Below are 23533 nucleotides of genomic sequence, written 5' to 3' on the forward strand. Positions count from 1 at the left end.
ACATTACTCCTTTAGTTAATAATCTTATCCTTGTTGACATAAAAATAATTTAGTTGTTTTTCTATGATATTTTTCTATTTTGAACTCTCAATAAAGCCCTTAAATAGGCACTTTTAGCTATAATATCTATTATATTAAAGGGTAAGAATGCAGATAGAATCCAAGATCATCGGTATTATAAACGATAAGTTAAAAAATCCAATCTATGAAACATTACGTTTGTTAAATATGAAAACTATTTTAACCAAGAGCAATTTTTCTAAAAAAGAGGGAGTTGCTGTTCATATGGTTGTATTACATTTTGTATATATGCTGGTTATGAATAAAAAAATATCAACCTTTATGGATCAAAGTAATGATAGTTTCAAAAAAGATGTATATTATCGATTACTTTCCAATACTTCTTATAATTGGAGAAAACTATTATCTCTTAGTTCTTTAAAGATCTTATCACTACTTCATAAAGTGCAAGATTCAAAGCTAGTAAGAGTTCTTATACTTGATGATACTGTTGAAGATAAAGTTGGTAAAAATATAGAGGGAAGTTGTGACAACCTTTGGAGCAATAAAGCAAAGAGAAAAATCAGAGGTGTAAATGTTGTATCACTAAACTATAGTGATGGTTATTCAAATTTTATGTTGGACTTTGCAATTGCTATGAACAGTTATGCAAGGGTAAAGATAGAAGAGTTTACAAATATTATTGATCATCGAACCAATGCACATAAGCGAAGATTGGAAAGCTTAAAAGGGAAATCACAAATTGCTATAGAGATGATTAAAAGAGCAGTAGCTAGTGGTATATATGCAGATTATCTGCTTGTAGATAGCTGGTATTCTAAACCTGTATTTATAGAAACTATGAATGAACTTGGATTGCAAGTCATTTCAAGAATGGTAAACAATGACAGGATATGGAATTTTACAGGAGAGAAAAAGACCCTTGATGGCATCTATAACAAATTTAAAAAGCTTAAATCTATCAAGATGGGTCAATATGGCAAAAAGATAAAGTTTGAGTATTTTTCAACCATAGTTGAACATAAAAAAGCTGGTAAATTAAAAATTGTTTTTATAAAAACAAAAGAGAATTTAATACCAATCGTATCAACCAATCTTATACTTAGTGATGAAGAGATTATAGATATTTATAAAAGACGATGGGATATAGAACAAGGGTATAAAGAACTTCGTGAACACTTTGGATTCGGAAAAGAAGAGAATCGAATCTATGAAGCTTTGATAGCCAGAATTACACTATCTTTTTTTACATACAATGTTGTTAGCTATATAAATCGTATCAGCAATGAACCTAAAACAATTGGTGGATTGTTTAAAGATTTAGAATGTGAACTTCATACTCTAGCAATAGCTATGCAAGCATTTTTAGCTATTTTAGATGAGATTGCAAAAATTGAAGAAGTTGTCAATAGAAATGAGGATTTTACAGCTATCATTGATCTATTAAGAGATGTGACTGGAAAATTGCTTGGTTTTAGGTGCGAAAGTTAAGTAAACTCTTTTAATAATTCTGTTGATTCTTTTCTAAAAGCAACCCCCATAAACTGTTTTTCACTAATAGGACCAAGAACTTTTATTTCTCCACTAAATTTTTCCAAGGCAATCAAAGCATCTGGAACATCCAAAAGTGTTAACTCTACTTCACTATTTATAACTGAAGGAACCATCTCGATAATTTTTTTATTGTTTGGATGAATAACAACTTTTGCTTGTGTTTTATCTAAATCATATAAAGATGCGTCTAAACAAGTATTTGGTTTAGTTAATACAGTTTTATTTGTAATTAGTTCTTTTATATTTAAGATATCTTTTCTTAAAGATTTGCTAGGTGAAATAGGATTTAATTCAGAATTAGCTTTTGAAATTATCCAAACACTTGAAGGAAATGTTGGATTAGAAAAAGAAACTACTTTTTCTCTCCATGGAAGAATTGTTAATCCATTTGCAATTACATCACCTTTTATTGTTGTATTTTCTAAATATTTAATCTCATTATTTTCATACTTAACATTTCTACCTATTAAATCTCCGTAAATGTTATCCCAATTAGAAGGAACATACTCGTAATCTACGCCAAGATGTTTAGCAAATTTTTGCATTAATTCTGTATCTAAGCCATCACCAAGTCCCGTAACAAAATTTGCATATGGTATTCCTAAATGTCTTAATTTGCCTGAAGATTTAATATCATCTAAATCATTCGCACTTAGAAAAGATAAAGAAAAAAATGTGACAAAAAATAAAGAAAATAAAACTTTCAAAATTAATCCTTTTTAAAAACTAATGATATTGAATTTACACAATGTCTTGTATTTTTAGAAGTAAAACCTTCACCCTCAAACACATGTCCTAAATGACCACCACAATTTGCACAAACAATTTCAATTCTCATTCCATCACTATCAGGGACTCTTTTTATAGCTGACTTTATTTCATCATCAAAACTTGGCCATCCACATCCTGATTTAAATTTATCTTCTGATTTATATAAAGGGGCATCACACTTTTTGCAATGATAAGTCCCTTTTTCATAAAAGTCATTATACTCACCACTAAAAGGATATTCAGTACCTTTATGCTCAATTACTCTTTGTTCTTCTGTTGTTAAATTATTATATTTCTTTGTCATTTTATAAACCTATTTTTTTAATTAAACTGTTAAATTACTGTACAATTAAATTGAACAAGTGTATCGTCATTTAATAATATTTTACCAATAAACTCATCGCCTATTTTAAACTCTCCAACTCCACTTGGTGTTCCTGTCATTAAGATATCTCCATCTTCAAAAGATAAAAAACTATTCACTTCTTCTATAATTTCATGGGGCTTATTTATCATATTAGAATAATCACCTTTTTGTCGAAGTTCTCCATTTATATATAACTCAATACCTAATTTAGTAATATCTTCATTAAATGGAACAAAGTTTGAAAATATTGCTGAATTATCAAATGCCTTTGCTCGCTCCCAAGGTAAACCCTTTGCCTTTAGTTTACTTTGTACTTCTCTTAATGTTAAATCTAAACCAAATCCTACAGCAGTTATTTGTTTATTTTCAATTAAAAATGAGATTTCAGCTTCATAATGACAACTATTATGATTTTTTGGAAAAACTATTTTATTGCTAATTGAACTATTAGGCTTTATAAAAAAGACCATTTCATCAGGTACTTCATTATTTAACTCTTTTATATGTTCCGTGTAGTTTCTTCCTATACAAACTACTTTTGAAGGATATATTTCATTTTCATTTAACAATATCTTTTTCATTCTTTTCTAAAGTCCTAAATTTTTTAATCTTTTTATTGAATAATCATTACCTGAATTTTCATACCAATATTTTGCCATATTTAAATCTTTTTTAACACCATAACCTTTTTCATAGAAGTATCCTAACCATGACATAGCATATTTATCATCTTTTGATGCAGCCTTATAAAATAATTCATATGCCTTTGTATAGTTTTTTTCTACTCCAAATCCTTTAGCATATAAATAACCTAGTTCTGACATTCCATAAGTATTATCTTTATTTGCAGTTTTTTCAAACCAGTATTTAGCTTTTTGATAGTTTTTTTCTACAGCCCAACCTTGTTTATAATAGTATCCTACTTCATTTTGAGAATAAATATCTCCTTGAAATGCAGCTTTTTGAAAATAATTAAAGGCTTTTTTTCTATCTATTTTTATACCTTTACCTTTATCATAAATATAAGCTAATTCTCTTTGAGCAATAATATCATCATTATTAGCAGCTTTTTCTAACCATAATAATGCACTCTTGTAATCTTTATAATCATATAAATAGTTTAAACCTAACTCTCTTTGAGAATATGCATCTCCTAATTTTGCTGCTTTTAAATACCAACTAGTAGACTTATCAATATCTTTTTGCACTATTTTTCCTGCATTATAATAATAGGCAACCATACTTTGAGCTATAATATCACCTGTTTGGGCTTTTTCCATATAACAATCAAATTTCACTTTTTTTTCAGGAAGAATTTTACAATTCTCAACATCAGCAAATTTTGCTGCTGGCATATTCATTTGATATGAACACCCATAAAATAAAAATGTTATGAAAAATACAACAAATACATTTCTTTTCATATTTATCCTTTAATATTTTTTTATTAAATCTCTAATTATTACAGAAGTTATACCCCATATAACTTCACCTTTGTACTTATAAACCCAAATTTTATGTCTTTTATTTCCCCAAGGTTTTTTATATGCATCGGGTAAACCTAATTCTTCTACAGGAAATAAAATCTCTTTATTCCCATCTTTATCATATTTATATGGATGTATTTCATGGGACAATGTAAACTCTAAAGGTTTATTTTTCTTAAAAAAGTCAATAGGAACCAAAAAAGCTTTTTCTACCTCATTTTTATCTATGACCATATTTTTAATAGCTTTTTTCTTAATCTTTCCAACAAATGGTTCAATTATGGCTCCAGTAGGAGCGACATAAGTATCTAATTGACCTAAAATTTTTATATCTTCTTTTTTAATAGATAACTCTTCATCAATCTCTCTTAAAGCAGTGTCTAAAAAATCTTTGTCTATATTTTCTTCATAGCCACCACCAGGGAAACATATATCTCCACCTTGTCTAATATTTGCTGCTCTTTTTTGAAAAAGCAAATAGTAATTATCTTTTAATTTTACTATAGGAATTAAAACTGCACTATTAAAAAATCTCTCTCTACCAAGTACACCCGGATTTTTAGGCAAGTTTGACACTAATTTTCGTAGATTTTTCTTTTTCATCGTTTTTCTTCTATACTTCTAATTGCATTAATCATAGTTCTAATCACTTTTTTTAAATCATTATCTTCAATTATATATGAAACTATAGAGTAAATCAATTTTCCAAAAGGTCTAATCCATACACCATTTTTTACACAATAATCTTGTATTTCTTGTGCATAACAATCATCTTTTAATTCAATAACACCTATTGCTCCAATATTTCTTACACTTGCTACTAAATCTAATTTTTGTGCATTTTTCAATTCTATATCAAAGATATTCTCTATATTTTTAACATTTTCATTCCAATTAGTTTCTAAAAGTAAATCAATACTTGCATTTGCTACGCTACATGCAAGAGGATTTCCCATGAAGGTTGGACCATGCATTAAAACACCAATTTCACTATTTGAAATAGTATCACTTATATTTTTAGAAGTAATCATAGCAGCCATAGTCATATAACCACCTGTTAAGCCCTTTCCTACAGTCATAATATCAGGTTTTATATCTGCCCAATCACAAGCAAACATTTTTCCTGTATGACCAAATCCTGTCGCTATTTCATCAGCAATTAATAAAATATCATATTTTTTACAAAGTTTTCTTGCATCTTTTAAGAAATTAGGATTATATATTCTCATGCCACCTGCACCTTGAACAACTGGCTCAAAAATAAAGCCTGCTATTTGTTCATGATATTTTAAAAGCTTTTCTTCTAAATCTTTTATTGATTCACTATAATCACTATTAAAGCCTAAAGTTGGTTCTTTTATAAAAATATGCTCAGGTAGATATGAACCATAAATACTGTGCATAGAGTTTGTTTGATCACAGACACTCATAGCGCCTAAGGTATCACCGTGGTATGCATTGTTTAAAGCAATAAATTTATATTTATCTTTTTTCTTTGCTTTTTGATATAAAATCGCTGTTTTAAGGGCTACCTCAACTGACACAGATCCACTATCACACAAAAAAACAGAATTCAAGCCTGTCAAATCACTAAGTTTTTTACATAAAATTGAAGCTTGTTCGTGAGCTATTCCTCCAAACATTATATGAGGCATTATATCAACTTGCTTTTTTAAAGCATTATTTAATTTAGGATGATTATAGCCATGAATCGCACTCCACCATGAACTCATTCCATCTATGAGTTCTTGACCATCATTTAAATAAATTGTTGTTTTATTTGTAGATTTGACACCTAAAATATTAGTTTTAGAAGGTAATGAATTATAAGGGTGCCAAACATGTTTATTATCTATTTCTAACCAATTCAAAAAATTGTCCTAATTTAGTTTTTTCTATTATAACAAAAACTAAATTGCATCTAAAGTAATTGTAGTTAATGCACCTTTGCAAATCTTATTTTCATAAGTAAACTCAGTATTTGTAGTTTCTATACTACCACCTAAATGTTTAGTAATAATTTCTTGACACATATATAATCCTATTCCTGTACCTTGGCTTTTATGTTTAGTTGTAAAATATGGTTCATATATTTTTTCTAAAATCTTTTCATCTATACCATTTGCATTATCTTTAATCTCAATTATAGCTTTTTTATCTTTTTTATAAATTTCTATTAAAATAACTTTTAATTCCATATCTTTGGTAAATGCATCTTTTGAATTATTTAAGATATTAATAAAAACTTGTATTAACTCTCTTTCAAAACTTTTTATTTTTATATTCTCATCAGTTTGAATTTTAACTTTAATATCTCTTGAACTAAAAGAGCCTCTGACTAGATCAATACACTTTAAAATACAATCATTAATTAAAAATTCATTCTCTTTTTTCTCTGGTTCAAAGAAATATCTAAAATCATCAATTGTATCTGATAAATAGTTTGAAGTATTAATAATATTTCTTAGTGATTCTTTTAAGTATTCGTCATCTAGCATATTTAATTCATGTTTAATCTTTATTCCACTTGCAGAAGTTGTAATCAAAGATAATGGCTGTCTCCATTGATGGGCTATATTTTCAATCATTTGCCCCATTGAAATCATTTTTGACTGTTGAGATAATATTCTATCTTTTTTCAAGTTTTTATTTACTTCATATTTAATTCGTTCTTCTAGTTGTTCATTTATTAGTATTAATTCTCGATTTTTTTCTTCTACCTTACTTTTTAAATTTTTATTTACTTCTCTTAGAATTTTTTGCCTATATAAAATTGCTAAAAAAACAATTAATACAATCAAAACAATTTTCCAAATAAAACTATAATCTGTTTGTTCTTTCGAATTAATTGTAATCCATCTTTGTAAAAGTTGTTCTACTTTTGAAGCTTTAATTTTATTTACTGCAATATTTAAAATATCATGCAATTCGTAATAATCTTTTCTAACTGCAATTGAAATAGGTAAAGTATAATCAAGTCTTGCAGAAACTCTAAGCTTAGTTAAATTATTAGAATGAATTTTATACCATGATGCATAAAGTAAGTCTATATGTCCATAATGTAAATCATCCTCTACTTTTTTTAGACCCTCATCTAAACTTTCAACCATAACAAAATTTATATCTGGATATAATTTTTTTATTTCATTACTCGAAGCATAACTTTTAACTAAACTTATAGTTTTATTTTTTAAAACTGATATATCATCTACAAAACTAGCCTTTGCATTGGTAATTAAAACAAATGGAATATCTGTATAGTTTTTTGTAAAATTTGCAAAACTTTCTCTTTCTTTTGTTTTTGTTGCAGTTGATAAGATATCACACTTTTTATCTTTTAAATATTCTAAAGATTGAGATAAACTATTAGTTTTTACTATACTAAATTTTAAGCCTGTCATATCTTGGATTAATGTGAAATAATCTATAACAAATCCCTTAATTTTATCTTCATCATTAAAACTATATGGTCTTATATCTGGTACTATACACATTTTTACAATAGGGTTTTCTTCAATATACTCTTTATTACTGTTGGATAAATCAATTATTGAATTTTCTTTTTCATAATTTTCTTGTATAAAATCATCTATATTTATTGGAGTATTAATTAAACCTAGAAGATTATATAAATCATGAACTCTTTGAACTTTTTCTTTTTTTAAACTACCTAAAGTACTATTTTTATAGTAAGATAATTTTCTTAGTTCTTTACCTTCAAAAACTAATTCCTCTTTAGTTAAATTCTGAGAGTTATAATTATTTAAAATCAAATCAGCCGTATCTTCAATATTTGAATATGCATATTCCCAGCCTTTTAAAGATGCTTTTTTAAAAGAATTAACTAACTGATTATTCTTATTAATCAAATTTTTATTAGTAAATAAAAAACCACTATACAAATCAAATCCATACTCTTTAGGATCGAAAATATTATATTCTATATTTTTCTCAAGTAATAAATATGGAGATTTTGAAATGTATGCAGAAATAATATCAGTCTTTTTATTTAATAAATCATCAATATTATGAGAATGTTTAATAAAATCTAAATCTGTTAAATTAATTTTATTAGAGATAAGCATTGCTTTTAATGAAACTTCACTTGCATCATCAATTGTTGTCATTATTTTTTTGTTTTTAAAATCACTAATTTCATTTATTTGAGATTCTTTAGTTGATAATAAAACTAAAGGTGTTGCTTGAAACATGGCATAAAGTGCAACTATATTTGGATTTTCTTCTTTTTCTAAAATTAAAGTTTCTCTACCTATTGCAAAATCTATTTTAGAATCATTTACTAATTTTGGTATATCTATTCCAAATTGAAATGGCTTAATTTCTACATCTAAGCCTAATTCTTCATAGTAACCTTTTTCTTTTGCAACATAATATCCTGCAAACTGGAATTGGTCAAACCAAGACAACTGTAAAGTAACTTTTTTTAACTCTTTTGAAGATAGAGTAGTTGTTATAAAAATGATAATTATAATTAATTTTAAAAGCTTACTGATAAGCAATTTATTGCCTTATATTTTTTAGACTATAGTATATCAAAAAAAAGAAGCAAAACAAGACTAATTATGATTGTTTTTTTGTTATTTTAAAAATAAGAGCAATAGAAATGCTCTTATTTATTTTTAAAAATATTAATGTAAGAAGTGTCTAACACCTGTGAAATATAAAGCCATTCCATGCTCATTAGCAGCTTCAATTACTTCATCATCTCTAACTGAACCACCTGGTTCAATTACACATTTTACACCAGCCTCAGCTGCAGCATCAATTGAATCTCTAAATGGGAAGAATGCTTCAGAAGCAAGTACTGAACCACTTACATCAATTCCCATATCTTCAGCCTTTCTAAGTGCTGCTTTAGCTGCATCAACTCTTGAAGTCATACCCATACCAATAGCTACAACTACAGAATCTTTTACATAAACAACACAGTTAGATTTAGTACCTGCTGCTACTTTTACAGCAATTTCCATATCTTTTTTCTCTTGCTCACTTGCAACTCTTTCAGTTTTTAATTCAGCATTTTTAACTTCATCTTCTCCAACTACATCAGAGTCTTGATAAACAAATCCACCATCAACAATTTTGAAGTTGAAATCATCATTTGCAAGGTCTAATTTTTGTGTACCTTGTTTAAATAGTTTTAATCTTTTTTTCTTGTTAAACTCTTCAATTGCATCTTCTGTAAAATCAGCAGCAAATACAACTTCTAAGAAGATTTCATTCATTTTTTTTGCTAACTCTCCATCAACTACACCGTTAACAGCAACTACTCCACCAAACGCTGAAACTGGGTCACATTTTAATGCTTCAGTATAAGACTCTAATAATGTATCTTTAATAGCAAATCCACATGGATTACCATGTTTTACGATACAAACAGCATTGTCATCACCAAAGTTAGCAGCTATTTTTGCAGCTCCTGAGATATCACCCATGTTGTTAAAAGATGCTTCACCTTTTACTGGAATAAATTTTTCAGATAAGTGTTTATCAAACTCATATAAGGCACCTTTTTGGTGTGGATTTTCTCCATATCTTGTATCAAATACTTTTTCACCAACGATAAATTGTTTCTCACCCATTCCACCATTGAATCTTTTGTTCATATAGTTTGCAATCATAGAATCATAAGCAGCTGTGTGCTCATAAGCTTTAATCATCATATCTCTTCTAAATTCTACTGTATTAGTATCATTTTTAAGATTATTTAAAACCACATCATAGTCAGCTACATCAGTTACAATAATTACAGAATCAAAGTTTTTAGCAGCACTTCTAACCATAGCAGGTCCACCAATATCGATGTTCTCAATAATTTCTTCAAAGTCATCAGTTTTTTCAATAGTTGCTTTAAATGGATAAAGATTAACACATACTAAATCAATACCCTCAACACCTAACTCTTTTGCTTGGTCAAGGTGAGATTGTTTATCTCTTCTGTGTAAGATTCCACCATGAATATATGGGTTTAAAGTTTTAACTCTTCCTTCAAAACACTCAGGGAATTTTGTAACTTCATTTGCTTCAATTACTGCAATTCCTGCATCTTTTAACTTGTTATAAGTTCCACCTGTTGAGATGATTTCATAACCTAAAGATACTAATTCTTTAGCAAAGTTTTCTACACCACTTTTGTCACTAACACTAATTAATGCTCTCATTTCTACTAGTCCTTATTAAAATTTTTATGTTTAAAATAAAAAAAGCCAGATTCCTTGAGAGAATCTGGCTTTTGCGAGAATTTATATTATAAATCTTGTTCGATCACTTGTCTAAATTTGTTGAAATATACATCTTTAGCATCTGATAAATCTTTATAAATATCATTAATAGAGATTTTAGCACCAGCAACTTGACCAATTTTATTACACTCAATACCAAATGATGAAGCTACTTTTTCAAATGCTTCTACATTTTCTGGTCTTACTTCTACAATTGCCCTTGATAACGATTCAGCAAAAATATCTTTTGAATCATCTAAAGAAATATTAGCTTCAATACCTTTATTTCCAACTACTGCCATTTTAGCAAGTGCTATTGCAATACCACCAACATTTACATCTTTTGCAGACTTTAATAATCCTGCTTTATTTGCTTCAATTACTGTATTCCATAAAGAAAGCTCTTTTTTGAAGTCAACTTCAGGGTGAGTTCCAGCAACTTTTCCATACATTTTTTTCATGTATAAAGAAGCACCAAATTCACCTTTTGTCTCACCTAATAAGAAAAGAATATTTCCATTTTCTTGAACACTTGATGGTAATGATTTATTTGCATCATCATTTACACCAACCATTGCAATTGCAGGAGTTGGGAATACACCAACACCATTTGTTTCATTATATAAAGATACATTTCCACCAATAACAGGTGTATTTAACTCTTTACAAGCTGATTTAATACCTTCACAAGATGCAGCAAATTGCCACATTACTTCTGGGTTTTGAGGATTTCCAAAGTTAAGACAGTCAGTAATTGCTTTTGGAACTGCACCCGTCATAGCAACATTTCTTCCTGATTCCATAACAGCTGCTGCAGCTCCAAGTTCTGGGTTAATATAACACTGTCTAGTATTACAATCAGCACTCATAGCTAATGCTTTTCCTGTCTCTTTAATTCTAATTACAGAACCGTCATTTCTTCCAGGTCCTTTAACAGTATTTGTTTGAACCATTGAGTCATATTGAGAGTAAATCCAAGATTTATCTACAACTTCTATATCACTGAATATATCATCAAAAGCAACTTGATTAGAGATTTCTTTATCTAAAGTTATATCTTCAATTCCATCTAAATAAGCTGGTTTTGCAACTGGTCTATCTAATACTGGTGCTTCTTCAGAAACTGGTTGAACAGGAATATCTGCACATTTTTCACCATGCCAGAACAGTTCCATATTACCAGTATTTGTTACTTCTCCAATTACTGCAACATCTAATTCCCATTTTTCAAAAATATCAATAATTGCTTGCTCGCTACCTTTTTTAGCACAAATCAACATTCTTTCTTGAGATTCAGAAAGCATGAAATCGTATGGAGTCATTCCCTCTTCTCTTGCAGGAACTTTATCTAAGTGCATAATCATACCAGAACCTGATCTTCCTGCCATTTCAAATGAAGATGAAGTAAGTCCAGCCGCACCCATATCTTGAATACCAATAATTAAATCTTTTTTAAAAAGTTCTAAACAAGCTTCTAAAAGTAGTTTTTCAGTGAAAGGATCTCCAACTTGAACTGTTGGTCTTTTAGATTCTGAATCTTCATCAAATGAAGCTGAAGACATAACTGCTCCACCTAATCCATCTCTACCAGTTTTACTTCCTACATACATAACTGGGTTTCCAATACCTTCAGCTTTACCGTAGAAAATCTCATCAGCTTTTGCAATACCTAAATTAAATGCATTTACTAAGTTATTACCAGCATAACACTCTTCAAAGTTTGTTTGTCCACCAATAGTTGGAACTCCCATACAGTTACCGTATCCACCAATACCTGCAACAACACCTCTTAATAAATATCTATGTTTTTGAGCAGTCTCACTATCACCTTCAATTCCAGCAAATTGAATTAAGTTCATACTTGCAACTGGTCTAGCACCCATTGTAAATACATCTCTCATGATTCCACCAACACCAGTAGCAGCACCTTGGTAAGGTTCTATAAATGAAGGGTGATTATGTGATTCCATTTTAAATACAGCTGCATATCCATCACCGATGTCAATTACACCAGCATTTTCTCCAGGCCCTTGAATAACCCAAGGAGCTTTTGTTGGGAAACCATTTAAGTATTTTTTACTAGATTTATATGAACAGTGTTCAGACCACATTGCAGAAAAAATTCCAATTTCTACATAGTTAGGGTCTCTTCCTAAGATCTCTTTGATATTGTCTAATTCTTCAAGTGTTAAAGAGTGAGCAAGTGCTAACTCTTCTAAAGTCATCTCTTTGTTTTGCATTTTTCGCCTTAAGTATGATTGTTAAGTAAGGGCGATTATATCTAAATTTGAGTTAAAATTAGTTTTAACCTTCTACAAGTATTTTTACTTCACCATTAATAAATTCAAGATAAAGCTCTTTTTTTCCAAAAAACTTCACACTAGGACTAATATAGTCTTCATCCATAATAGCTTTGAATATTCTTTTCCCTACTGAGTTTGGATATGGTGAAATATCAATATTATATAATCTAATAGTCTTTTTCTCATTTTTATTAAAAATTCTAGTTTTGAATTTCTTAAATTCATCAATATTCATTCCATCATCTCTTTGAAACTCATCAGAATAAAATGAAAGATATTCATCAATATCTGAGTATTTCCATGCATCTTTCCATTTAAAAATCAATGCAAGAATCTTTGAAATTTCTTCTTTTGTTGCACTTTTTAATATACTTGGTGAAGTTAACAACACTGTTTTAGTTAAATCAATATTTTTTTCTAATTCTTCTAATTGAGGATTATCCAAAGCTATACAACCTCTAGTAAATAGCTCTCTCTCCTCATTTAAAGGCATACCATGTATCCATATTCCGTAACCATCTTTATTTTGAATTTTATCGAATAAATTTGGATATGAAGTAACTAATGCAAAAGGACCATAAAATTGATCTAAATTAGTCTTCTTCTCAGTTAAATCATATACACCAATTGGAGTTTTTTTATCACCTTCTTTAAACTTATCACCTTCATTTTCACCAATTATTATACTATTCTTTAATATTAAGTTTTGTTGATGATTTTCAACATCATATAAAGCAATTTCAGATTGATCTTTTTGAGTAAGCAATACGTATTTTCTTGTTTCATAAAACCCTAATTCAACATTTTTATCTGATAAATAATTTAACCAATAATTCTCATCTTTTAACTTTTCATCAAAGATTTTTTGAACACTTGATAAACCTTCAGTTCTATAAAGTTCAACTAAATTCTTTGAAAATAAGTTTATTGTTAGAAATAAAAAAATTATAATTTTAAGCAACATAATCCCCACATATATATATTTAAGTTGCGCAATTGTATAATATCAATCCTTAATAACTAAAAAACAATATGGTGACACTTTGAATAAAATAATCTTACTTTTAATTATTTCTTTAAACTTTTTATTTGGTGCTCAAGTTCAAGAACTTCCTTGGCCTAAGGGTGAATCTTTTTTAACATTTCTTGAGAAATACTCAATCCCTCAAAAGCTTTACTTTGATTTAGAAAAAGAGGATAAAGAACTATGTTCTGAAATCGTTGCTGATAAAAGATATTTTCTATATACAAATGATGATGGTACTTTAAATCAAGTTTTAATACCTGTTTCTGAAGAGATACAACTACACTTATATCAAGACATTGATGGAACTTATAAATTCCAAACACTACCTATTAACTATGATGAATATACTGAAACAATTGCAATAAAGATTAATACATCATTATCACATGATATACTAGATATAACAGGAGATGTTACTTTAGCAGTAATGGTAAAACATATTTTTAGTGGTGTTGATTTTAGAAGAATGCAAAAAGGTGATTACGTAGCGATTAAATATACACAAAAATCTTTATTAGGAAGACCTCATGGATTACCAGAAATTCATGGAGCTATGGTGGAAGTTGGACCTAATACTTATTTTAGATTTAAGAATAAAAAAGATGATAAATATTATGATGAAAAAGGTGTTGGCTTTACAAAAACATACTTTTTCCAAATACCATTAAAATACAGCAGAATCTCTAGTCATTTTACAAAGAAAAGATTTCACCCTGTACTTAAAAGATATAGAGCTCACTTAGGAACAGACTTTGCAGCGCCAAGAGGTAGAAAAATCTATGCAGCTGCACCTGGTAGAATTGAATTTAAAGGTAGAAAAGGTGGTTATGGTAATACAATTATAATTAACCATGGAAATGGATATAAAACACTATATGCTCATCAAAATAAATTTGCAAGTAATATTAGAAGAGGTCAAAAAGTAAATAAAGGTCAACATATAGGATATGTTGGAAGCACAGGACTTAGTTCTGGGCCTCACTTACATTTAGGTTTATATAAAAATGGTAGAGCAATTAATCCACTAAAAGTAATTAGAAAAGCTGAAACTAAAGGTTTAAAAGGTAAAGAAAAACAAACTTTTATAGCCAACACAAAATTTTTAGTTGACGAGTTTAAAAATGAAATAAATGCTGAGAATAAGACAATTGCCACAAAATTAGAAAGAGTAACATACAAATCTGACATAAATTTATTATAGGAGTTTATAATGCCTCAAGAAGATTTAATAATTAAAGATCCTAACAAATTATTAGAAGAGATTGAGTCATTACACCCTAGTGATATAGCTAAATCCCTTAAAAAAATAGAAAAAGAGAGTCAAGAAGACTTTTTTTATGTACTTAAAAAACTTCCCGATGAAATTTTAGGTGAAGTATTACTAGAACTACCTGATTACTTAAGAGAAGATGCCTATGAAGAGCTATCAATTGAACAGCTTACAGAAGCTGTTGATGAACTTGACTCTGACGATCAAACAGACATAATTCAAGAAATTGAAGAGTTAAATGAAGAAAAAGCTAGAGAGATTTATGATGGCCTTGATGAAGTTGACCAAAAAGAGATTGAATGGCTGAAAAAATATGAAGAGGATGAAGCTGGTGCATATATGCAAACTGAGCTTTTCTCAGCCAAAGCATATGAAACAATAAAAGAGTCTATTGAAAGATTAAAAGAAGCAAAAAAAGATCATGAATTAGAAAATATTCAACAAGTATATATAATTGATGAAGATAAAAAACTTATTGCTTCAATTTTACTAGAAGATTTAATTATTTTTGACTTTAATGATACATACGAAAAAGTTATAAATGAAAATGAAAATAAATTTAAACCTTTTTATGTAGATGATGATGAAGATATAGATGAAGTTGCAAAGAAATTTGAAAAGTATGACTTAAATGTTGTTCCTGTTGTAGGTTATCAAGGTATGTTAATGGGTAGAATTACATCTGATGATATCATCGATGTAATAGAAAAAAATGCAACTGAACAAATGTATCAAATGGCAGGTGTTGATGAAGAGCATGAAGGAAATGATGATTTAATTACTATTGCTAAAAAAAGAGCTATGTGGCTATTTATTAATCTTGGAACAGCCATTTTAGCTTCAATTGTAATTGGTTTATTTGATGAAACAATTCAAGCTTATGTTGCACTTGCTATTTTAATGCCTATTGTTGCTTCAATGGGTGGAAATGCTGGAACACAAACACTTGCAGTAATGGTGCGTCAAATTGCAATGGGAGATATTGAACTTGAGCATTCAAAAGATGCAATAAAAAAAGAGGTATTTATTTCCTTATTTAATGGACTCTTATTTGCAATAATAATGGGTGTTATTGCATGGCTGTGGTTTGATACAAAATTACTTGGAATTGTTATTGGTATATCTATGATTATAAATCTATTTAGTGCAGGCTTTTTTGGAGCATCTATTCCATTAGTACTAAAAAAATTAGATATCGATCCAGCTATTGGAAGTACAGTTTTACTTACAACTGTAACTGATATTGTTGGTTTTTTTAGTTTTTTAATGCTTGCAAAAGTAATTTTACTTTAATTTTAAGTAAGCCTAAAAGCTTACTTATGTAAAGATTGAGCTACTATAGATAAAAACTCATCTTTTGTTTTCTTCTCTTTTTTAAACAAACCTCTTAGAGCTGATGTTACTGTAGTTGAACAAATTTTTTGAACCCCTCTCATCTCCATACACATATGTCTAGCATCTATTATAACAGCAACACCTTTTGGTTTTAAGTGTTCATTTAATGCATCACAAATTTGCTCAGTCATTTGCTCTTGAATTTGTAATCTTCTTGCAAAAACATCAACAACTCTTGGAATTTTTGAAAGTCCAACAACTTTTCCATTAGGAATATAAGCAACATGAGCTTTACCAATAATTGGTAACATATGATGTTCACACTGAGAATAAAACTCTATATCTTTTACAACTACCATTTCATCATTTGTTGAAGTAAATAAAGCTTTTTGAATAATTTCCTTAGGATCTTCTTTGTATCCACTACACATAAATTCATATGCTTTTCGAACACGACTTGGAGTATCAATTAATCCTTCTCTATTTACATCCTCACCAATATGCTCTAAAATTTTTTTTACTGCATTTTCAAACTCTAATTCACTACTCATAGAATATAATTCCTTTTACATTTTTATCATATTTCCTATATCCCAAATAGGAACAAAAATAGCTAAGACTATCCATAATATTAAAGACATAATCAAAACTAAAAATATAGGTTGTATTAAACTTATTAATCTATTAACTTTATCATGAAATCTATCCTTATAAATCTTTCTAATTTCATTTGTTATAGTGTGAAGGGAATTTGATACTTCACCTGTATTAATCAAATTTAAAATAATATCATCAAATAAAGCACTTGTTTCAAATGATTTACTAATTTGCTTACCATTATGTAATAGATTTTTAATAATCGTAATTCTATCCAAAACATATTTGTTTTTTAGTAAAAGTGCACTTGTTTGCAATGCCTTATGAAATTCATACTTAGAATCCAACATAATTTTAAGCACAAAAAATAGTTTATATAGCTCCATATTTTTATAGATATCTCTTAATAAAGGTATTTTTGTAATTAATAATTTATGAATTAAAAATTCAAAACTTCTATTACTTTTATAAAAATATGAAATTATGAAAATTAAAACTAGTAAAAAAGCGACAATAAATAATAAATAGTTTTCAAAAACTTCTTGAACGAAAAATAAAATTTTTGTTGCTAGGGGTAAAGCTGACTCAAATTGAGTAAACATAACTTTAAATTTTGGTATAACAAAATAAAAAATTGAAACAAGTGCAAAACAAAAACTAACAATTAATAAAATAGGATAGGATATTGCTTTATAAAACTTTTTTTTAATTTCACTATTTTCAATTAATAATTTACTTAATGCATTTATATTTAATTTGACATTTCCACTATCTTGACAGATTTTTAGAAATGCAATAACCATAAAATCTATTTTAAAGTCAATAAGTAATTCTTCTACTGGTTTTGAATTTGAAAATGCACTTTTAACTAAACTAAGAAACTCTAAAATATTTTTATCTTTTTTGTTTTTTATTAATATATTTAAAGCATCATTAAATGTTATATTTGATTCAAGCATCAAATTTAACTCATAAAATAGTAAATTTAACTCTTTTGAATCTACTCTTTTTTTAAAAAAACTATCAAAAGAAAAAAATATAGGCTTAATACTTAAAATATTATTTGGAAGAGTAGCTTTATCCATCTTATCTAGTCTACAAATTAATGTATATTCTCTATCATTTTTTAAATATTTGATTTTATATTTTTTCATTTTTTACAATACTTTATAGATTTCTTCAATACTAGTAATGCCATTATTTACTTTTTCTATACCATCTTCTAAAATAGTTTTATAATTTATTGTTTTAAGATATTTTTCTATTTGAATTAATGAAGATTTTGTAAAAATCATTGAACTAATTTTCTCATCAACCTTTAAAAGCTCTGCAATACAACTTCTATCATAAAACTTTGTGAAATTACAATGAGAGCACCCGTTTCCCTGACATTTTTTACAATAATTTATTACTAATCTTTGTGAAAGTATATATTTTAATGTTGTTGATAATAAAAAAGTATCTGCATTTAAATCAATTAACCTTGTAATTGTTTGTAATGCACTATTTGAATGAATAGTTGCAATAACAAGATGTCCAGTTAAAGATGCTTGTAATGCAATATCTAAAGAGAATTTATCCCTTATTTCACCTATAAATATAACATCAGGATCTTGTCTTAAAATATTTTTCAATACCAATTCAAAATTTAAACCTATTTTACTATTTATACTTATTTGAGTAATATCTTCTATTTTATATTCCACTGGATCTTCAACTGTTATAATTTTTTTATCTTCACTATTTAATTCTTTCAATAGTGAATATAATGTAGTAGTCTTACCACTTCCTGTAGGACCTGCAACTAAAACAAGTCCTTGTGCTAGATTAATAATATTTTTAAACTCATTCAATAAACTTTCATTAAAACCTAAATTATTTAAATTCTTTTCAATATTAGTTTTATCTAAAATTCTCAAAACAATTGATTCACCACTTACAGTAGGCATAGTTGATACCCTAAAATCATATTTCTTTTCACTAACATTTAATGAAAATCTAGAATCCATTGGTATTCTTGTTTGAGTAATATCCAAATTTGATATTAACTTTATATAAGAGGATAAAAATCTAAATAACTCTTTTTTGAAAATAAAAAATTTTTTCATTCTTCCATCTATTCTCAATCTTACTATAGTAAACTCTTCATTAGATTCAAAATGCAGATCACTAGAACGTATTTTTATACAAAATGATATTAATTCATTAAAAAATAGTTCTAAAAAATTATCATTTAAATTTGAATAAATTACCTTTAAAGATAATTTAGTTAGTTTTTTTCTTAATTCTAAGTTTAAAAGAAAAAACTGTATTTCTTCTTTAGTATATTCTGAATATGATACAAGTTTATTAAATTTAGATTCAATATCCAAAAGTTTTGACTCTTTACAAATAGCTACTTTTATATACATATCATCTTCATAAATAGGTATAATTAAATTCATAGATAAATAATCTTCACCATATTTTTCAAATAAAGAATAATCTATAATTATTTTATTTAATTTTTTCATTTTTAAACTCCAATTTTATTAACTCTTTATCCTTTGCTAAAATGGCATAGTTGTTACTAACTTTATTTAAAATATATCCATCTACTTTTTCATTTAATGTAATTATCTTATTATTAATTAATACATAATCACCAATAATTGCATTTAATTTAAATTTTGGATTCTTATCAGTCAATTTGAAATCTACAGATTTTAGATTCTTTGTATAATATTTACCAAATGAAACCTCTATTTCATAAATATAGATTTGTTTTTCTTTCTTAATGAGATTAATTTTTATTATTTTGGAAAAACTATTAATGTTTTCTATATAATCTAAAAGCTTTACACTATTAGATAAGTTAGATTCAATCAATAGTTTTACAACTTTTTTAGACTCTGAAATATTTAGTACCTTGATTTTTTTACTTTTTGAGAAAGTTTCTATTTTTGAATAAATTTCTATGAAACTACCTTTGAAGCTTTTTTCTTTACTTTCATAATTAATGTTCTTATTTGGAAAAGACTTTTCATTTTTAAAATAATTTTCATAAAGATTAAAAAAAAGATATATTAAAAGTAAAGGTAAAATAAACAGTTGTATTTTTGTTTTTAATTGTAAAGTTCTCATTTTTTTAAACCAACTTCACAAACAAAAGCTTTTAACTCTTTATTATATAAAATGCTACTACTTTTAATTTTATTTTTGTATATTAGTAAAAAATCATAAATATTCTTTTTATTTGTTGAATGAAATATGAATTTGATACTATTTTTTTCATATATAAATGAATTTAAATTTAATTTGTTTTTTTGTAAATTATCTAAGATATCACTATAAAGATATGTAAATGGTTTAAACACTTTTACTTTATTATCAATATTAATTTCTTTTATATCTTTATTTGAGATATTTTCTTTATTGAAAGTAAATAGATAAAAAATAGTAATTATTAAAAAAACTATATATATTAAATATATTATTAGGAAATAATCTTTAGTTTTATTTATATTATTTAAATAACTCTTTTTATCTTCTTTTTTATATTTTTCAAAATATTTAGTAAAACTTGCATCATCCACAACTTCAATATATTCTATATTTAAACCTAAATTATTTTCAAAATAGTTCCTTAATTCATCATTATTAATATTAATACTGTTTTTTTGAAAATAGTAAGGCTTTTTATCTTTATATAAAACCATATATTGTTTATAAATAAAAAGTACAGTTTCATATTCATTTAAATACGAAGATTTAGAAAAACACTCAAGGTATGCAGGGTCAAATTTTTCATCAAATACTAATATTTGATATGATTTTATTTCATTTAAATATAATAACTTAACTTTCGCACCTAAAACCAAGCAATTTTCCAGTCACATCTCTTAATAGATCAATGATAGCTGTAAAATCCTCATTTCTATTGACAACTTCTTCAATTTTTGCAATCTCATCTAAAATAGCTAAAAATGCTTGCATAGCTATTGCTAGAGTATGAAGTTCACATTCTAAATCTTTAAACAATCCACCAATTGTTTTAGGTTCATTGCTGATACGATTTATATAGCTAACAACATTGTATGTAAAAAAAGATAGTGTAATTCTGGCTATCAAAGCTTCATAGATTCGATTCTCTTCTTTTCCGAATCCAAAGTGTTCACGAAGTTCTTTATACCCTTGTTCTATATCCCATCGTCTTTTATAAATATCTATAATCTCTTCATCACTAAGTATAAGATTGGTTGATACGATTGGTATTAAATTCTCTTTTGTTTTTATAAAAACAATTTTTAATTTACCAGCTTTTTTATGTTCAACTATGGTTGAAAAATACTCAAACTTTATCTTTTTGCCATATTGACCCATCTTGATAGATTTAAGCTTTTTAAATTTGTTATAGATGCCATCAAGGGTCTTTTTCTCTCCTGTAAAATTCCATATCCTGTCATTGTTTACCATTCTTGAAATGACTTGCAATCCAAGTTCATTCATAGTTTCTATAAATACAGGTTTAGAATACCAGCTATCTACAAGCAGATAATCTGCATATATACCACTAGCTACTGCTCTTTTAATCATCTCTATAGCAATTTGTGATTTCCCTTTTAAGCTTTCCAATCTTCGCTTATGTGCATTGGTTCGATGATCAATAATATTTGTAAACTCTTCTATCTTTACCCTTGCATAACTGTTCATAGCAATTGCAAAGTCCAACATAAAATTTGAATAACCATCACTATAGTTTAGTGATACAACATTTACACCTCTGATTTTTCTCTTTGCTTTATTGCTCCAAAGGTTGTCACAACTTCCCTCTATATTTTTACCAACTTTATCTTCAACAGTATCATCAAGTATAAGAACTCTTACTAGCTTTGAATCTTGCACTTTATGAAGTAGTGATAAGATCTTTAAAGAACTAAGAGATAATAGTTTTCTCCAATTATAAGAAGTATTGGAAAGTAATCGATAATATACATCTTTTTTGAAACTATCATTACTTTGATCCATAAAGGTTGATATTTTTTTATTCATAACCAGCATATATACAAAATGTAATACAACCATATGAACAGCAACTCCCTCTTTTTTAGAAAAATTGCTCTTGGTTAAAATAGTTTTCATATTTAACAAACGTAATGTTTCATAGATTGGATTTTTTAACTTATCGTTTATAATACCGATGATCTTGGATTCTATCTGCATTCTTACCCTTTAATATAATAGATATTATAGCTAAAAGTGCCTATTTAAGGGCTTTATTGAGAGTTCAAAATAGAAAAATATCATAGAAAAACAACTAAATTATTTTTATGTCAACAAGGATAAGATTATTAACTAAAGGAGTAATGTTTTAGGGAGATTTAGCTACAATTTTAATCAATTTAACGTGCGAAAGTTAAGTATAATAAATAAATTTTAGAGTTTAAGTTATAGGAAATATTATTAAGTAATAAATTAGAATATGTAAAGTTTTTTATAAGCCTAGCAGGTAGTCTATTTGAATCTATTTGTATATATTTAAAATCATCTACCCAATCAAATTTAGTTTCCATAACACTTCACTTTAATAACTTTATTAGTTATTCTAGTGAAATATGTTTTAAATTATAATTATAAATATTATTTATTAGTCAATATCATAACCAAGTTCTTTAAGACCTTCTTTATTTTTTGTCCAACCTTTCTTTATAGAAACGAATAGTTCTAAATAACACTTTTTCCCTGTAAGTTTTTCTATTTTTACCCTTGCATCTTTACCAATTCTTTTTATTGCTGTTGCACCTTTTCCAATAATCATTCCTTTTTGAGTACCTTTTTGAACAATAATAGTTGCTTTTACAACATCAATATGTGGCTTTTCTTCAACTTTATCAATCTTTACATCTGTTTCATAAGGAATTTCATCACTAATATTTTCAAAAATAGATTCTCTAATAAACTCTTTAAAAATATCTCTTAAATGCTCTGTAGTCATAATTTCAGGATCAAATAAATATGGATGTTCTGGTAAATGCTTAACAACATCATTTAAAATATCTGATTGTTTTGTTTGCTTTTTAATTGAAATAGGAATAATAGATTCATACTTATCTGAGTACTTTTCATACTCTTTCATTTTTGCTAAAACTTCAGCATTTGATACAAAATCTATTTTTGTTAATAAAAGAATATGCTTTACATTTTTTTTATTTTTTTCTAAAAAGTCTTCATAATGACTTACTTTATCAGTAACTGGAGCTAAAAATAAAATCAAATCACAATCACCCATTGCTTTTAATGCTTCATCAAGCATAAACTGATTTAATAACTTTTCTGTTTCATGAATTCCTGGTGTATCCACAAATATAATTTGATCATCTTCATGCATTACAATTATGTTTGATCTTTTTCTAGTTGCATTTGCCTTATGAGAAACCATTGCAATTTTTTCACCAACTAACCAGTTTAAAAGAGAACTTTTACCTGCATTTGGTCTTCCTACAACTGAAACATATCCACATTTTGTCATTTATTGCCTTTTATTCATTTTTAAGTGTAATATTACCATAACTTTGCAAAA

The 23533-nt window shown here is 27.1% G+C and carries 20 protein-coding genes; 3 read left to right on the plus strand and 17 right to left on the minus strand.

Going from position 1 to position 23533, the window contains the following annotated elements:
* The first annotated feature begins 147 nt into the window (after positions 1-147).
* Positions 148-1512, plus strand: coding sequence for an IS4 family transposase (locus APAC_RS09715; RefSeq protein WP_130232179.1), 1365 nt, complete (start codon positions 148-150; stop codon positions 1510-1512).
* Here APAC_RS09715 and APAC_RS09720 read toward each other — a convergent pair.
* The 10 genes from APAC_RS09720 to APAC_RS09765 form a co-directional block, all read right to left on the minus strand.
* Entirely contained in the window at positions 1509-2282 is a 774-nt protein-coding gene (locus APAC_RS09720; protein ID WP_130233912.1) for a type 2 periplasmic-binding domain-containing protein, read from the minus strand. The two genes, APAC_RS09715 and APAC_RS09720, sit on opposite strands and share 4 nt — an antisense overlap.
* A gap of 2 nt (positions 2283-2284) precedes the next feature.
* Positions 2285-2650 (minus strand): methionine-R-sulfoxide reductase, encoded by a 366-nt coding sequence (locus APAC_RS09725; RefSeq protein WP_130233913.1) that lies wholly within the window; start codon positions 2648-2650, stop codon positions 2285-2287.
* 29 nt (positions 2651-2679) lie between these two features.
* Positions 2680-3294: a fumarylacetoacetate hydrolase family protein gene (locus APAC_RS09730; RefSeq protein WP_130233914.1), complete on the minus strand. Its 615-nt coding sequence runs from the start codon at positions 3292-3294 to the stop codon at positions 2680-2682.
* 6 nt (positions 3295-3300) lie between these two features.
* Entirely contained in the window at positions 3301-4137 is an 837-nt protein-coding gene (locus tag APAC_RS09735; protein WP_130233915.1) for a tetratricopeptide repeat protein, read from the minus strand.
* Positions 4138-4146: 9 nt separating this feature from the next.
* Complete coding sequence (locus tag APAC_RS09740) at positions 4147-4803, minus strand: NUDIX hydrolase (RefSeq protein ID WP_130233916.1); 657 nt, start codon at positions 4801-4803, stop codon at positions 4147-4149.
* Positions 4800-6071 (minus strand): adenosylmethionine--8-amino-7-oxononanoate transaminase, encoded by a 1272-nt coding sequence (bioA, locus tag APAC_RS09745; RefSeq protein ID WP_130233917.1) that lies wholly within the window; start codon positions 6069-6071, stop codon positions 4800-4802. Before bioA ends, APAC_RS09740 begins: the two co-directional genes overlap by 4 nt.
* Before the next feature lie 39 nt (positions 6072-6110).
* Positions 6111-8720: an ABC transporter substrate-binding protein gene (locus APAC_RS09750; RefSeq protein ID WP_228255910.1), complete on the minus strand. Its 2610-nt coding sequence runs from the start codon at positions 8718-8720 to the stop codon at positions 6111-6113.
* A gap of 129 nt (positions 8721-8849) precedes the next feature.
* Positions 8850-10382: a bifunctional phosphoribosylaminoimidazolecarboxamide formyltransferase/IMP cyclohydrolase gene (gene purH, locus APAC_RS09755; protein ID WP_130233918.1), complete on the minus strand. Its 1533-nt coding sequence runs from the start codon at positions 10380-10382 to the stop codon at positions 8850-8852.
* A gap of 86 nt (positions 10383-10468) precedes the next feature.
* On the minus strand, positions 10469-12682 hold the full coding sequence (gene purL / locus APAC_RS09760; RefSeq protein ID WP_130233919.1) for a phosphoribosylformylglycinamidine synthase subunit PurL: 2214 nt from the start codon (positions 12680-12682) through the stop codon (positions 10469-10471).
* Positions 12683-12746: 64 nt separating this feature from the next.
* Positions 12747-13706, minus strand: a complete 960-nt coding sequence (locus APAC_RS09765) for a L,D-transpeptidase family protein (RefSeq protein WP_130233920.1) — start codon at positions 13704-13706, stop codon at positions 12747-12749.
* 82 nt (positions 13707-13788) lie between these two features.
* On the opposite strand from APAC_RS09765, the gene APAC_RS09770 reads away from it, so the two are divergent.
* Both APAC_RS09770 and mgtE read left to right on the plus strand, forming a co-directional pair.
* A complete protein-coding gene (locus APAC_RS09770) occupies positions 13789-14973 on the plus strand; it encodes a peptidoglycan DD-metalloendopeptidase family protein (RefSeq protein ID WP_130233921.1) in 1185 nt (394 codons plus the stop codon).
* A gap of 9 nt (positions 14974-14982) precedes the next feature.
* Positions 14983-16335 carry a magnesium transporter gene (mgtE, locus tag APAC_RS09775; protein ID WP_130233922.1) on the plus strand — a complete coding sequence of 451 codons (1353 nt, stop codon included), beginning with the start codon at positions 14983-14985 and terminating at the stop codon, positions 16333-16335.
* A 20-nt stretch (positions 16336-16355) separates the two neighbouring features.
* Here the strand turns inward: mgtE and folE are convergent, their stop codons facing one another.
* The 7 genes from folE to era form a co-directional block, all read right to left on the minus strand.
* The gene (gene folE / locus APAC_RS09780) at positions 16356-16928 is read right to left on the minus strand and encodes a GTP cyclohydrolase I FolE (RefSeq protein WP_130233923.1); all 573 of its coding nucleotides are present in this window, start codon (positions 16926-16928) and stop codon (positions 16356-16358) included.
* A gap of 15 nt (positions 16929-16943) precedes the next feature.
* Positions 16944-18128, minus strand: a complete 1185-nt coding sequence (locus APAC_RS09785) for a type II secretion system F family protein (protein WP_130233924.1) — start codon at positions 18126-18128, stop codon at positions 16944-16946.
* 3 nt (positions 18129-18131) lie between these two features.
* Positions 18132-19487, minus strand: a complete 1356-nt coding sequence (locus APAC_RS09790; protein ID WP_130233925.1) for a GspE/PulE family protein — start codon at positions 19485-19487, stop codon at positions 18132-18134.
* Positions 19471-20097: a hypothetical protein gene (locus APAC_RS09795; protein ID WP_130233926.1), complete on the minus strand. Its 627-nt coding sequence runs from the start codon at positions 20095-20097 to the stop codon at positions 19471-19473. Before APAC_RS09795 ends, APAC_RS09790 begins: the two co-directional genes overlap by 17 nt.
* Positions 20094-20834, minus strand: a complete 741-nt coding sequence (locus APAC_RS09800; protein WP_130233927.1) for a hypothetical protein — start codon at positions 20832-20834, stop codon at positions 20094-20096. Before APAC_RS09800 ends, APAC_RS09795 begins: the two co-directional genes overlap by 4 nt.
* Complete coding sequence (locus tag APAC_RS09805) at positions 20812-22176, minus strand: IS4 family transposase (RefSeq protein ID WP_130232179.1); 1365 nt, start codon at positions 22174-22176, stop codon at positions 20812-20814. Before APAC_RS09805 ends, APAC_RS09800 begins: the two co-directional genes overlap by 23 nt.
* A 424-nt stretch (positions 22177-22600) precedes the next feature.
* Complete coding sequence (gene era / locus APAC_RS09810; protein WP_130233928.1) at positions 22601-23482, minus strand: GTPase Era; 882 nt, start codon at positions 23480-23482, stop codon at positions 22601-22603.
* Positions 23483-23533: the final 51 nt, after the last annotated feature.

Source organism: Malaciobacter pacificus (assembly GCF_004214795.1).
Taxonomy (GTDB): Bacteria; Campylobacterota; Campylobacteria; order Campylobacterales; family Arcobacteraceae; genus Malaciobacter_A; species Malaciobacter_A pacificus.